Genomic DNA, 15890 nt, shown 5'->3' with positions numbered 1-15890 from the left:
TATTTTTCCAAATCTGTGGCAAAAAGATAGCCACAGATTAAAGGATTAAAAAGATTTAAATCTGCGAGAGAAAAGAAAAAGAAAAAAATCCTTTCGAATCCTTTTAATCTGTGGCAAAAAAACAACTAACTAATGAAAAAATTACATTTAAAAATCCTGCTTTCGATTTGCGCTTTTGGACTTCTTACAGTTCCAAATGCTTCAGCACAAATTCAAAATGCAGATGTGCTGAATGCACCAATAGATATCAGTAAAGATTTTCAGAACTATCTGAACACTTTTTATTTCGCAGACGAATTAGCTTCTTTTGATCCTGCAACAGGAAAAGGAACTATTAAATATTTGAGATACAATTACAAAACACGTCAGGCTTTCAACAACATGATGATGAAGCCAGATGTAGAAAAAGCAAACGAATTTCCAACAACAGAATATGCAGAATCTCCTATTTTGCCATTCGAAATTCAGTTTGTTTCAGACAGAACCCTTCGTATCAAAACGACTTCTGGACCACAATTTCATCCACAAAAGGAATCTTTAATGTTGGTGGACGGAGTGGCTCCGAATCACCCAGAATTATGGAAATATGCTAAAATCGAAGGCGGTCACAGTTATACAAGCAAACACGGAAGAGTCGAAATTTTAACCAAACCTTGGCACGTAAAAATCTACGATGAAAAAGGAAAACTGTTGACAAGCACACTTCACGATACTGATTTTAAAAATACCTACACGCCAACACTTCCGTTTTCTTATGTTCGCAGAAACAGTGATTATTCAAGAAGTATGGGCGCAGCTTTCAGTTTAGAACCAGACGAAAAAATATTTGGTTGTGGAGAATCATTTACACAATTCAATAAACGCGGTTCAAAAGTAGTTTTATGGACGGATGATGCGAACGGAATCCAAAATGAAACGATGTACAAACCAATTCCGTTTTACATGAGTAGCCGTGGTTACGGAGTTTTCATGCACCATTCAACACCAATCACAGTTGACTTCGGAAAGTATTTCTCAAGTGCCAACGAAATGTATATTGGAGATGATGAAGCCGATTTGTTTTTCTTCATCGGAGAACCAAAAGACATTTTAGATCAATACACTAATTTGACTGGAAAAGCTGCCATGCCACCACTTTGGTCATTTGGTTTCTGGATGAGCCGTATTACCTATTTTTCAGAAAAAGAAGGACGCGACGTTGCCAGAGATTTGCGTAAATACAAAATCCCAACAGACGTAATTCACTTCGATACAGGTTGGTTTGATGTAGATTGGAGAAACAACTACGAGTTTGCAAAATCTCGTTTCCCAGACGCAACAAAAATGATGTCTGATTTGAAAAAAGACGGTTTTCAAGTTTGTCTTTGGCAATTGCCATATTTCACTCCAAAGAACACTTTGTTCCCAGAAATTATGGATAAAAACTTGGCAGTAAGAGACAGAAAAGGAAATCTTCCTTATGAAGATGCAGTTTTAGATTTCTCAAATCCTGAAACGATTTCTTGGTACCAAGGGAAATTGAAAAAGTTATTTGACGAAGGAGTTGCCGTTTTCAAAGTTGATTTTGGAGAAGCGGCACCGCCAGACGGAATTTATCATTCAGGAAGAACAGGTTTCTACGAGCACAATTTATATCCTTTAAGATACAACAAAGCAGTTGCAGAAATCACTCAGAAAGAAAAAGGATATACTTTAATCTGGGCTAGAAGTACTTGGGCAGGATCTCAGCGTTACCCTTTACATTGGGGAGGAGATTCTGAAACTACAAACGGAGCAATGTCAGCAGAATTACGTGGCGGACTTTCATTAGGTCTTAGCGGATTCAGTTTCTGGAGTCATGATGTTGGAGGATTTGCAACTAAATCTCCTGAGAACATTTACAGAAGATGGACACCATTCGGAATGTTTACTTCGCACGTAAGAAGTCACGGAGAACCACCTCGCGAACCTTGGCTATACAGCAAAGAATTCTTAGAAGGATTTAGAAAAGCAGATAATATGCGTTATGAATTAATGCCATACATCTACGCTCAAGCAAAAGAAAGTTCAGAAAAAGGATTGCCAATGATGAGAGCTTTATTTGTTGAATATCCAAACGATCCAGGAGCTTGGTTAGTGGATAATGAATATTTATTTGGATCAAGCATGTTGGTTGCACCACTTTTTGAAGAAGTGGAAGAAAGAGACGTTTACCTTCCAGAGGGAACTTGGATCGATTACCAAACTAAAAAAGTATATCAATCAGGCTGGCATAAAATCAAAGCGGGCGAAGTGCCGATTGTAGTTTTAGTAAAAGACGGAACTGCATTGCCACACATCGGTTTAGCACAGTCTACAAAAGATATGGATTGGAGCAAATTGACTTTAAAAGTATTTGCAAGCGATAAAACAACTTCGGCTTCTGCTAAAGTTTATTTGCCAAACGGAGAGGCGCTGCAAGAAATAAAAGTGACCAAAGCAGGAAACAATTTTGACGTAACAACAAATCCGTTAAACGGAAAAACCACTTTCAAAACAGAGTGGGCAAAATAAAATGTTTTGATAAAATATATCCCGTAGGGATTTAATATCGGTAGAATAAATATTAGATATCGACAATTTTGTCCCGTTAGGGACTGAATTGATTTGAAAAAAATATATAGTCCCTAACGGGACAAATGAAAATGAATTCTGTTTTTTCTACCCATATTAAATCCCTACGGGATAGGAATAAAAAATATAGCCACAGATTAAAGGATTAGAAAAGATTAAAATAAAATCTGCTAAAATCTGTAGAATCTGCGTGAAAAAATAAACGCAGAGAAAAGAAAAAAATCCTTTCCAATCCTTTTAATCAGTGACAAAAAAACATAATACCAAAAAACATGAAAAACTATCTAATTCTCCCAGCCGTACTGTTTTCAATAGCAGTGGGCTACAGTCAGAAAAACAAGAACGCTTACGAATTGGCATCACCAAACGGACAAAATAAAATCAAATTTGAGTTGGTTAAAAATGCTCCGAAATATGCCGTTTCTCACGGAAAAACCGAAGTAGTTTCTCCATCTGAAATGGGATTTGTATTAAAAGGAAATGAAGACTTGAGCACAAACTTCGAAATCAAAGGAGCAAAAACTTCTACGTTTGACGAAACTTGGGAACAAGTTTGGGGAGAAAAGAAAAACATCAGAAATCATTATAATCAATTGGTTGTTGATTTACAGCAAAAAACGGGAAACAAAAGAAAATTACAAATTCAGTTTCGTGCTTTTGATGACGGAGTAGCTTTTAGATATGTTTACCCGAAACAAAATGTAAAAGACAGTATTTTCATCATGGATGAAAAAACGACTTTCAACTTAAAAGAAGATGGAAAAGCATGGTGGATTCCTGCAAACAGAGAAAACCGCGACGAATATTTGTTTAAAGATGCTCCAGTAAGTACGTTGGATACGGTTTTAACTCCATTAACAATCGAAAGTAAAAGCGGATTGGCTTTAAGTTTTCACGAAGCAAATTTGATCGATTTTGCAAGTATGACTTTGGTCAACACAAAAGGAACAGAATTAAAATCGGATCTAGTGCCATGGGCTGATGGAGTAAAAGTTCGTGTAAAAGATTCGTTTACTTCTTCTTGGAGAACACTTCAAATTGGAGAAAATCCAGGAGAATTGATTACTTCATATTTGGTTTTAAATTTGAACGAACCAAACAAATTAAAGAATACAAACAGCTATTTCAAACCATACAAATATTTAGGAATTTGGTGGGGAATGCACATCGGTAAATATACTTTTTGGGAAAGCGACAAACAAGGCGCAACTACAAAACACGCTGAAGAATATATCGACTTTACAGCGAAAGAAGGTTTCCACCATTTGTTAATCGAAGGATGGAATAAAGGTTGGACGCCAGGTTGGTATGAAAACCGTATGCACATGTTCAGCTTCACGAAAAGCGCTGACAATTTCGACTTAGAAAAAGTGGTTGAATATGGAAAGAAAAAGAATATCGAATTAATTGGATACCATGAAACAGGTTCTAACTTAATTAACTATTTAAAAGAAGTTGACGAAGGATTTGCTTTATACAAAAAACTAGGAATCCATACAGTAAAAATTGGTCACGTAGGTTCTAAATTGAACATGAAACAAATGCACTTCGGGCAATTTGGAGTGAATTATTTCAGATACATTTTAGAAAAAGCGGCACAATACGATTTAGCGGTTTTATACCACGAATCAATTAAAGATACGGGAGAAAGAAGAACGTATCCAAATATGGTTTCTAGAGAAGCGGCACGTGGACAAGAGTATAACGCTTGGAGCGAAGGAAATCCGCCAAATCACTTAAGTATTATTCCGTTTACAAGATTACTTTCTGGACCAATGGATTTCACACCTGGAATTTTTGATGTTGAGGTAAAACAAGGTTATCCAGGAAAAAGAATTCAAGGAACGGTTGGTCAGCAATTGGCATTGTACGTTACAATTTATTCTCCAATTCAAATGTTAGCCGATCTTCCTGAAAACTACGAAGGAAAACCAGCTTTACAATTCTTAAAAGACGTTCCAACAGATTGGGAAGACACTAAAATCTTAGAAGGAAAAATTGGCGAATACATCACAACAGCAAGAAAAGATAGAAACAGCGCAGATTGGTATTTAGGAACTTTGACAAATGAAAATCCAAGAAACGTAAATATTTCATTATCATTCTTAGATCCAAACGCGACTTACGAAGCTCAGATTTATGTTGACGCAGAAGGAACAAATCAAAAAAATAATCCAGAAGCAGTGGCAATTTCTAAGAAAACAGTTAAATCTACAGATTCTTTAAAACTGAATCTAGGCGGCGCTGGCGGTGGAGCTGTGAGATTTAAGAAATTGTAATCCGCAAAGATTTTTGTAGAGACGCACTGCAGTGCGTCTAACAATAGTTGGACAATAAAATATTTAGCCACTCCCGATAGCTATCGGGATAGAATAATTTTATGCTCTCGCATATTTAGCAGATCGAGCAGATTTGTTTTTCCAAATCTGGATAAATAGATATAGCCACAGATTAAAATGATTAAAAGATTTAAATCTGCATGATCTGCTACATCTGCGAGAGAAAAGAAAAAAATCCTTTAGAATCCTATTAATCGGTGGCAGAAAATAAACAAAACCATTTTCAGATGAAAAGACTTTTAATAATAACAATAGTTTTACTGAGTTCAATTCCTTCGTTTGGACAAAATGAAAACCGAACCATAAAAGTAGATTTCAATAAAACTGCTGGAAAATTAAACACCATGTTTAAAGAATGCATCGGTGCCGGAAGAGCAAATGAAGGTCTTCGAGCAGATTGGCAGCAGCAATTGGCATTGGTAAAAAAAGAATGTGATTTTAAATACATCCGTTTTCATGGTTTATTGACAGACGATATGGCGATTTATCGTGAAGATGAAAAAGGAAATCCAGAATACAATTATCAATATGTTGATGTTTTGTTCGATTTTATTGTAAGTCTTAAAATGAAACCTTTTGTTGAATTAGGTTTTATGCCAAATGCTTTGGCAAGCGGAAAAGAAACTATTTTTTGGTGGAAAGGAAACGTAACGCCTCCAAAAGATTATAAAAAATGGGAAGATTTGATTAGAAATCTAACGGCTCATTTTAAAGAACGTTATGGAGACGAAGAAGTAAAAACATGGTATTTTGAAGTGTGGAACGAACCGAATCTGTCACCTGGATTTTGGAGCAGCACACAAGACGAATATTATAAATTATACGATTACGCAGTTCGTGGTGTAAAAGCTGTAAATCCTGCGTACAAAGTTGGCGGGCCTGCAACTGCTGGTGCAGCTTGGGTTCCAGAAACAATCGCTTTTTGTGACAAAAATAATGTGCCAATCGATTTTATTTCAACGCATACTTATGGTGTAAAGCACGGATATCTGGACGAATTCGGAACTTCTGGAACAATTTTAAGTAAAGATGAATTTAGCGTAAGCGGAGAAGTTATAAATTCTCGCAAGCAAATTACAGAATCGGCTAAACCGAATTTAGAATTGCATTATACAGAATGGAGCGCGTCTTATACGCCGGCAGATCCAATTCACGACAGTTATCATTCGGCAGCTTATATTTTACAGAAATTAAAACAAGTGGGTAATGCTGCAAACTCCATGTCATATTGGGTCTTCACTGATATTTTTGAAGAAGCGGGGCCAAGATTCACACCTTTTCATGGCGGTTTCGGATTGTTGAACACGCAAGGAATTAAGAAGCCAGCTTATTTCTCTTATTATTTAATGAATAAATTGGGAGAAACAGAACTTCAAAATTCAGATAAATCATCTTGGACTTCTAAAAATGCAAAAGGCGACGTGCAAGTTTTATTGTGGGATTTTACAAATACACATCCTGGCGATAAAGAACTGAATCAGACGTATTACATTAAAGACCTTCCATCAAAAGAAAAAGGAAAAGTCAAAATTGAAGTAGACGGAATGCAGAAGGGGAAATATGTATTGGAGATTTACAAAGTTGGCTATAAAGTAAATGACGCTTACGCGGATTATTTAGCCATGAACAAACCAAGTCAGTTAACACGTGAGCAGGTTAATTCAATAAAAGATAAAAATGGCGGAGCGCCGATTGCGACAGAAAAAATTACAATTGACGGAAAAGGAATTTTCAGCAAAGAATTCAAAATCAATGAAAATGATGTTGTAATGCTGAATTTGATTAAACAATAATTTAGATAAAACCACAAACATAAAAATAGTATTAACTTGATTTAAAGATGACGTGTGAGGAATCAAAGATCTTTAAACTCAAAAAACACCTAACTATCTATGAAAAACAAAATGATATACCTTTCGGCTGCTTTGGTTTTTGCATTGTTTACTTCTTGTAAAAATGATGCACAAACAACAGCTTCAACTTCGGAGGAGACTGAAGAATACGTTGGAAAAGAAATAGGTACTGAGCATGATGCGGAAATCGACAAATTGATTTCGCAAATGACATTGGAAGAAAAAGTTGGAATGCTTCACGGTAACAGCATGTTTGCTAATGCGGGTGTAAAACGTTTAGGAATTCCAGAATTAAAAATGGCTGATGGTCCGTTGGGAGTTCGTGAGGAAATTTCAAGAGACAATTGGGCTCCGGCAGGATGGACAAACGATTTTGCAACGTATTATCCAGCAGGTGGCGCTTTGGCTGCAACGTGGAATGCTGAAATGGCACATACTTTCGGAACTAGTTTAGGAGAAGAATTGCGTGCAAGAGATAAAGACATGTTGCTTTCGCCAGCGATTAATATGGTAAGAACGCCGCTTGGAGGAAGGACGTACGAATACATGTCGGAAGATCCATTTTTGAATAAAAAAATTGCCGTGCCTTTGGTTGTTGGTTTACAGGAAAAAGATGTAATGGCGTGTGTAAAACATTACGCAGCAAACAATCAGGAAACGAATCGTGATTTTGTAGATGTGCAAATTGACGAGCGTACACTTCGCGAAATTTATCTTCCAGCTTTTGAAGCTACAGTAAAAGAAGCGAAAGCGTATAGTATTATGGGAGCTTACAATAAATTCAGAGGAGAATATTTATGTGAAAACGACTATATGCTGAACAAAATCCTTCGTGATGAGTGGGGCTTTAAAGGTGTAGTAGTTTCAGATTGGGCTGCGGTGCATTCTACAGCAAAATCTTTGAAGAGTGGTTTAGATATTGAAATGGGAACACCAAAACCATTCAACGAATTTTTCTTAGCAGATAAATTAATCGCAGCAGTAAAATCTGGGGAAGTTTCTGAAAAAGAAATCGATCTTCACGTAAAACGCATTTTGCGTGGTTTATTCCATATTAAGGCAATGGGCGGCGGAACTCGTGCTAAAGGAAGCATCGCAACAGAAGCACATTACCAAGACGCATACAAAATTGCTGCGGAAGCGATTGTATTGTTGAAAAATGAAAACAATGCATTACCATTAAAATTAGACGGAGTAAAATCTATCGCAGTTATCGGAAACAACGCAACAAAGAAAAACGCGCTTGGTGGATTTGGAGCAGGTGTTAAAACGAAAAGAGAAGTTACGCCTCTTGAAGGTCTTAAAAACAGATTGTCTTCTTCAATTAAAATCAATTATGCGGAAGGATATTTAGAGCGTTACGATGAGAAAAACAAAGGAAACTTAGGAAATATCACTGCTAACGGGCCTGTTACAATTGACCAATTAGATTCAGCAAAAGTAAAAGAGGCAGTTGAAGCAGCTAAAAATTCTGATGTGGCAATCATTTTTGCGGGTTCAAACCGAGATTACGAAACAGAAGCTTCAGACAGAAGAGATTTACACTTGCCATTCGGACAAGAAGAATTAATCAAACAAGTAGTTGCTGCAAATCCAAAAACGATTGTCGTTATGGTGGCTGGTGCTCCGTTTGATATTAATGAAGTGAGCCAAAAAACTTCTGCTTTAGTTTGGAGCTGGTTTAATGGTTCTGAAGGCGGAAATGCTTTAGCAGATGTTATTTTAGGAAAAGTAAATCCGTCAGGAAAATTACCTTGGACAATGCCAAAACAACTTAAAGATTCTCCTGCACACGCAACAAACAGTTTCCCTGGGGACAAAGCAGTAAATTATGCAGAAGGACTTTTAATCGGATACCGTTGGTTTGATACTAAAAATGTTGCGCCATTATATCCTTTTGGTTACGGATTATCATATACAACTTTTGCTTTAGATAATGCAAAAGCAAACAAAGATTCGTATGCTCAAACTGATGTAATTGAAGTTTCTGTTGAAGTTAAAAACACAGGAAAAGTAGACGGAAAAGAAGTGGTTCAGTTATACACTGCAAAACCGGATTCTAAAATTACTCGTGCAGCACAAGAGTTAAAAGGCTTCAAAAAAGTCGGTATAAAAGCAGGAAGTTCACAAACAGTTACGATTAAAGTTCCTGTAAAAGAACTAGCTTATTATGATGTTGCTGCTAAAAAATGGACAGTGGAGCCAGGAAAATATACGATTAAAGTAGGAACTTCTTCTAGAGACATCAAAAAAGAAATTCAGGTAACTGTTAAATAAATTTTTCTATACCACAAATAACCACTTGATCAACGCCAGCCCCATAAAAGCTGGCGTTGATTTTAAAAACTTACACTTAACTTAAACCAAACCAAATGAAAAAAACAATCACAGATTATCTCTTGAGTTTTATTTTATGCTTTGCTTTTTTAGGAGTTTTAGCTTGTAGTTCTGATAAAGAAGATAATACTCCAGTAAGCATAAAAATGCTGAGTGCAAGCACAAATAAAATTGATTTCGAAAGTAAAGAAAATACAATAGAAGTAACGGTTAACTCTAATGGAGTTGCTTGGACTTTGAGTAGCCCTGTTAGTTGGGTAAAAGTAAGTCAGACGACTGGACCTTCAGGAAGTACAGTAGTTAAAATTACTGCTTTAGAAAATACTACAAGCTCAATACGAAATGCAGTAGTTACTTTAACGGGCAATGAAGTGCCTTCTGTACCAATTTCGGTTTCGCAGGCTGCGGCTGCTGTAATGAGTTTATATCCAAGCTATAATACCAATCCGATTGCAGCAGATGCTGCGGGAATGGGAAGTTCGGCAGTTGAATTGGCGGCTAAAATTAAACTAGGCTGGAATATCGGAAATACTTTAGAAGCAACTGGAGGTGAAACCGCTTGGGGAAATCCAAAAGTGACTAAAGCTTTAATCGATGCTGTAAAAGCAAATGGATTTAATGGGATTAGAATTCCGTGTTCTTGGAATCAGAATTTAGAAAATGCTGCAACAGCCAAAATCAAACTAGATTGGCTAAACCGAGTTAAAGAAGTAGTGCAATATTGTGTAGACAACGATATGTATGTTGTAGTAAATATTCACTGGGACGGTGGATGGTTGGAAAACAATATCACTGAAGCTAAAAAAATAGAAAACAATGCCAAACAAAAAGCTTTTTGGGAACAAATCGCAACACATTTAAGAGGTTTTGATGAACATTTGCTTTTTGCAAGTGCCAACGAACCAGCCGTTGAAGATGCAACTCAAATGGCAGTTTTGACTTCGTATCACCAAACTTTTATTGATGCTGTGCGTTCGACAGGAGGAAAAAATGCGACTCGTGTTTTGGTAGTTCAAGGTCCAACGACAGACATTGAAAAAACAAACAAATTAATGACTACATTGCCTACTGATAAAGTTACTGGCAGAATGATGGTCGAAGTGCATTATTATTCTCCGTGGAATTTCGCAGGTTTAACTAAAGACGAAACTTGGGGTAAAATGTTCTACTATTGGGGAACAGGATTTCACTCTACAACTGATACAGAACGAAATGCAACTTGGGGAGAAGAAGACGATTTAGAAAAGAATTTCAAATTGATGAAAACGCAATTTGTTGACAAAGGAATTCCGGTTCTCTTAGGAGAATTTGGCGCAATTCGTAGAACAACTTTAACGGGAGATGCTTTAACGTTACATTTAAATTCGAGAGCTTATTATTTAAAAACGGTGGTAAAAACGGCAAAAGCAAACGGATTATTACCTTTTTATTGGGACGAAGGAAGCTTAGGAAACAACGGTTTCGGAATCATGAATAGAAGCAATAATACCGTCTTCGACACACAAGCTTTAAACGCATTAATCGACGGATTAAAGTAAAAAAATGTTATAAAACCATATAAGTGATATAAGTAAATTTAAGTGCATTTCTAATTAAAAACTCAAAATATCTTATATCACTTATGTGGTGAAAAAATAAAAAATTGGAATAAATGAAAAAGTTAATAGTTTTTATTTTGTTGATAATTAGTGCAATATCTAGTGCTAATATAAGAATGCCTTTAATATTTTCTGATGGAATGGTGCTGCAGAGAAACAAGCAAATTCCGATTTGGGGTTTTGCTGATGCAAATGAAAGCGTAGAAATTCATTTCAACCAACAAATTAAGAAAACAACAGCCGATAAAAATGGAAAATGGACGGTAAATTTAGCTGCTGAAAAAGCGGGCGGACCATTCGAATTAATCGTAATCGGAAAAAATAAAATTACCATCAAAAATGTTTTGGTAGGAGAAGTTTGGATTTGCAGCGGACAATCGAATATGGAATTTCAGGTTTTCAAAACCATGAATTCTGAAAAAGAAATTAGTAGTGCAGATTATCCAATGATTCGTCATTTTGGCGTTGCGCAAGATTTAAGCGGAACACCAAAAGACGATTTAAAACAAGGAAAATGGGAAGTTGCCAACAAAGAAAATGTAGGCAACTTTACCGCAGTTGGCTATTATTTTGCTAGAAAATTATATTCAGAATTAAAAATCCCAATAGGAATCATCAATACTTCTTGGGGAGGAACAAATGTAGAAACTTGGACAAGCCGTGAAGCTTTCGAAAAAAGCGACGAATTCAAGTCGATGATTGCCAATGTGCCAACAGTTGATATCAATGCCATTTTCGAAACCTATAAAAAATCGGTTTTAGACAATCTGAAAAAAGTACAAGGATTGGATGTTTCAATGGAAAACGAAGATCAATTCAAAAACGCAAATTTTCAAGACAAAAACTGGCCGGAAATAAAAGTGCCTTCACTTTGGGAAAATCAGCAGATTGGAAATATTGACGGAATTGTCTGGATGCGTAAAACAATTGTTTTAACAGCAGAACAAGCTAAAAAGCAAGCAATTCTACATTTAGCAAAAGTAGACGATGAAGATAAAACCTATGTAAACGGAGTAGAAGTTGGAACCAATAATCTTTGGGATGCAAAAAGAATCTACCAAATTCCAGCAAATGTCCTAAAAGAAGGAACAAACGTAATCGCCGTTAGAATTACAGATTACAGCGGCGGCGGAGGAATCTACGGCGATCCAGAAGATCTAAAAATCGATTTTAAAGATTCAAATCTTCCGCTTGAAGGACTTTGGAAATTCAATGTAATAAAAGTAAGAATCGAAGTTTCGCCAAATAGTTATCCGTCGTTACTGTACAATGCAATGGTAAATCCGTTGGTTCCTTACGCGATGCAAGGCGTTTTGTGGTATCAAGGCGAAGCGAATGTTTGGAGAGCAAAACAATACAAAAAAGCATTTCCCTTAATGATCAACGATTGGAGAACGAAATTCAAACAAGGCAATTTTCCATTTTATTTCGTTCAATTATCAACTTTCGACGAATTTGGAGGCAACAGCCAAAAAGGAAGCCGTTGGGCAGAACTTCGTGAAGCACAATCTGAAACTTTAAAATTGCCAAACACAGGAATGGCGATTACAACCGATATCGGAAACGCAAAAGACATTCACCCAACCAACAAACAAGATATTGGTTTGCGTTTGGCAGCTATCGCGATGAACGATATTTACGGTAAAAAACAAGTTCACAGCGGACCGACTTACAAATCTCAAGAAATAAAAGGTAACCAAATCATTCTGACTTTCGATAACATTGGCAGCGGACTATCAACGCCAAACAACGATGAATTAAAAGGATTCGAAATCGCAGGCGCAGACAAAGTTTTTCATTCCGCGAAAGCGATAATAAAAGACAATAAAGTAATCGTTTCTAGCGATCAGGTTCAAAATCCAGTTGCAGTGCATTACGGTTGGGCAGACGACGATACGGCAATCAATCTTTTCAATAAAGAAAAATTTCCTGCATCGCAATTCAGAACCGACAATTGGGAAATGATTACGACAAACGAGAAATATAGTGTGAGTAAATAGTAATTAGTGAAAAGTAATTAGTACAAAGCACAAAGCACAAAGCACAAAGCTTTTTAACTAATACAAAAATGTTCCGTTAGGAACAATTGGTCGGTAGCAACGGATGAAATCCGTTGGTAAAAAAATAAAATCGCGAAAATGTTCCGTTAGGAACATCTGGTCGGTCAATACCAGATTGAAATAAAACATTCCCAAAAACAATAAGCCTATGAATTCAAAAATCATCAAAAAAACATTTTTCATCTTACTTCTCACATTTTACGCAAAAAACATTTTGGCACAATCCAAAAATGTTTTATGGTACAAACAGCCCGCAGAATTCTTTGAAGAAAGCTTGGCTTTAGGAAATGGGAAAATGGGAGCAACGGTTTTTGGTGGCGTAAATTCAGATAAAATTTATTTGAATGATATTACACTTTGGTCTGGTGAACCCGTAAATGCAAACATGAATCCAGAAGCGTATAAAAACATTCCGGCAATTCGTGAAGCATTAAAAAACGAAAACTATAAACTAGCCGAAGAGCTGAACAAAAAAGTTCAAGGAAAAAACTCTGAATCGTATGCACCTTTGGGAACATTGGTAATCAATAATTCAGAAAAGGGAAAAGCGACCAATTATTATAGAGAACTTGATCTTGCCAACGCAACTTCAAAAGTGACTTATGAATTGGACGGCGTAAAATATACACGCGAATATTTTGTTTCGGCTCCAGATCAAGTCATGGTGGTTAAACTAACGAGTAGCGAAAAAGGCGCTTTAAATTTTGATGTCAGCTTAAGCAGTTTATTAAAATCGGAAGTTTCTGTTCGAAACAATGTTTTGATGATGAACGGCACAGCGCCAATTCATGAAAATGCAGGATATAAAGTTCAAGAAAAATATTTACAGATTCCAGAAAGAGGAACAAGATTCACCACTTTATTGCAAGTCAAAAAAGTAGACGGACAGCTTACAAGTTCGAGAGACGCTTTAACAATAAAAAATGCCTCTGAAGTTTATATTTATGTATCGGTGGCAACCAGTTTTAATGGTTTTGATAAAAATCCAGCAACAGAAGGGGTCGACGATTTGGCAATTGCAGCACAAAATCTAAATAAAGCGTATGCAAAACCATTCGATAAACTAAAAGAAAATCATATTGTCGATTATCAAAAATTCTTCAATCGTGTAGATTTAAATCTGGGAAAAACAACCGCTCCAGATTTGCCAACAGATGAACGTTTATTGCGTTATTCAAACGGAAGCGAAGATAAAAACTTAGAGATTCTGTATTTCAATTTCGGACGATATTTATTAATCAGTTCTTCTAGAACGGTTGGAGTTCCTGCTAATTTGCAAGGACTTTGGAATCCGCATTTGAGTCCGCCTTGGAGCAGTAATTATACGATGAATATTAATCTGGAAGAAAATTATTGGTTGGCAGAAAACACCAATCTTTCAGAAATGCATCAGTCTCTTTTGAGTTTTATAAAAAACCTTTCGGTAACGGGAAAAGTTACGGCAAAGACTTTTTATGGGGTAAACGAAGGTTGGGCAGCGGCGCACAATTCAGACATTTGGGCCATGACCAATCCTGTCGGACAATTTGGAAAAGAGGATCCAATGTGGGCATGCTGGCCAATGGCACAAGCATGGTTGAGTACACATATTTGGGAGCATTATACTTTTACGCAAGATCAGAATTATTTAAAAAAAGAAGGTTATCCGTTAATGAAAGGCGCGGCGGAATTTTGCTTGGGCTGGTTAGTGACGGATAAAAACGGGAACTTAATTACATCACCATCGACTTCGCCAGAAAATCAGTATAAACTAGCAGATGGATTTGTTGGCGCAACTATGTATGGAGGAACTGCTGATTTAGCCATGATTCGTGAATGTTTTGAAAAAACGATAAACGCTTCAAAAGTGCTAAATACCGATGCCGCTTTTAGAGATAAATTAGAAAAAGCATTAACAAAACTTCATCCATATCAAATTGGTAAAAAAGGGAATCTGCAAGAATGGTATTTTGATTGGGAAGATAATGATCCGAAACACCGTCATCAATCGCATTTATTCGGACTTTTCCCTGGCGATCATATTACGCCTTTGAAAACTCCAGATTTGGCAGAAGCTTCAAAGAAAACTTTAGAAATAAAAGGCGATGAAACCACAGGTTGGTCAAAAGGTTGGAGAATCAATCTTTGGGCAAGACTTTGGGACGGAAATCGTGCGTACAAAATGTATCGTGAATTATTGCGCTACGTTGATCCAGACGGTAAGAAAACGGTAACGCCAAGAAGAGGTGGAGGAACCTATCCAAATTTATTTGATGCGCATCCGCCATTTCAAATTGATGGGAATTTTGGAGGTGCAGCAGCTGTTGCCGAAATGTTGGTTCAGTCAGATGAAAACGAAATTAGATTGCTTCCTGCTTTACCAGATGCTTGGGAAGAAGGTTCCGTAAAAGGAATCTGCGCTCGTGGCGGTTTTGAAATCGAAATGAATTGGAGCAATAAAAAACCGAAAAAAGTAATCGTTTCTTCTAAAATTGGAGGAAAAACAACTCTGATTTTTGGTGATAAAAAACAGGAAATTGTTTTGAAAAAAGGAGAGAAGAAAGAGATTATTTTTTAATAATTATTGTCACCCTGAGCGAAGTCGAAGGACGCTCCAATTAGGACTGGGCTTCGACTCCACTCAGCCTGACAAACGATAAAATAAACCCGACAGGTTTTTAAAACCTGTCGGGTTTCGTTTTCAAACTAAGCTCCAGAGGAGCGAAATATTTATAGAAAATAACAAATATTCAAGATAGAAGAGCTCCAGCGGAGCGACATATTCATTGTGGATAAATTTATATGTCGCTCCGCTGGAGCTTTTTGTATTTACGTAAAATGGTATCTATAAATATTTCGCTTCTCTGAAGCTCTTCTGTGTGTAGAAATGATATCTATAAATATTTAGCCTCTCTGAGGCTTTTTCCTATAAGGCTTTTTAGTAATAAACCCGACAGGTTTTTAAAACCTGTCGGGTTTCGTTTTCAAACTAAGCTCCAGAGGAGCGAAATATTTATAGAAAATAACAAATATTCAAGATAGAAGAGCTCCAGCGGAGCGACATATTCATTGTGGATAAATTTATATGTCGCTCCGCTGGAGCTTTTTGTATTTACGTAAAATGGTATCTAT

General features: G+C 36.6%; 7 protein-coding genes. All 7 read left to right on the top strand.

Features of this window, described 5'->3' with window-relative positions:
* Window positions 1–132 precede the first annotated feature (132 nt).
* The 7 genes from ABTV69_RS03760 (at window position 133) to ABTV69_RS03730 (ending at window position 15336) form a co-directional block, all read left to right on the top strand.
* Window positions 133–2532: an alpha-xylosidase gene (locus ABTV69_RS03760; protein WP_433834344.1), complete on the top strand. Its 2400-nt coding sequence runs from the start codon at window positions 133–135 to the stop codon at window positions 2530–2532.
* A gap of 332 nt (window positions 2533–2864) precedes the next feature.
* The gene (locus ABTV69_RS03755) at window positions 2865–4871 is read left to right on the top strand and encodes a glycoside hydrolase family 97 protein (RefSeq protein WP_433834343.1); all 2007 of its coding nucleotides are present in this window, start codon (window positions 2865–2867) and stop codon (window positions 4869–4871) included.
* A gap of 287 nt (window positions 4872–5158) precedes the next feature.
* Complete coding sequence (locus ABTV69_RS03750) at window positions 5159–6724, top strand: GH39 family glycosyl hydrolase (protein ID WP_433834342.1); 1566 nt, start codon at window positions 5159–5161, stop codon at window positions 6722–6724.
* A 99-nt stretch (window positions 6725–6823) separates the two neighbouring features.
* Window positions 6824–9061, top strand: a complete 2238-nt coding sequence (locus ABTV69_RS03745) for a glycoside hydrolase family 3 C-terminal domain-containing protein (protein WP_433834341.1) — start codon at window positions 6824–6826, stop codon at window positions 9059–9061.
* Window positions 9062–9156: 95 nt separating this feature from the next.
* Window positions 9157–10659, top strand: a complete 1503-nt coding sequence (locus ABTV69_RS03740; protein WP_433834340.1) for a cellulase family glycosylhydrolase — start codon at window positions 9157–9159, stop codon at window positions 10657–10659.
* A gap of 113 nt (window positions 10660–10772) precedes the next feature.
* Window positions 10773–12719, top strand: coding sequence for a sialate O-acetylesterase (locus ABTV69_RS03735; protein WP_433834339.1), 1947 nt, complete (start codon window positions 10773–10775; stop codon window positions 12717–12719).
* A gap of 208 nt (window positions 12720–12927) precedes the next feature.
* Window positions 12928–15336 carry a glycoside hydrolase family 95 protein gene (locus ABTV69_RS03730; protein ID WP_433834338.1) on the top strand — a complete coding sequence of 803 codons (2409 nt, stop codon included), beginning with the start codon at window positions 12928–12930 and terminating at the stop codon, window positions 15334–15336.
* Window positions 15337–15890: the final 554 nt, after the last annotated feature.

This window comes from Flavobacterium anhuiense (assembly GCF_050990855.1).
Classification (GTDB): domain Bacteria; phylum Bacteroidota; class Bacteroidia; order Flavobacteriales; family Flavobacteriaceae; genus Flavobacterium; species Flavobacterium anhuiense_C.
The sequence above is the reverse complement of the archived record's forward strand: the minus strand, read 5'-3'. Positions and strand labels throughout refer to the sequence as shown.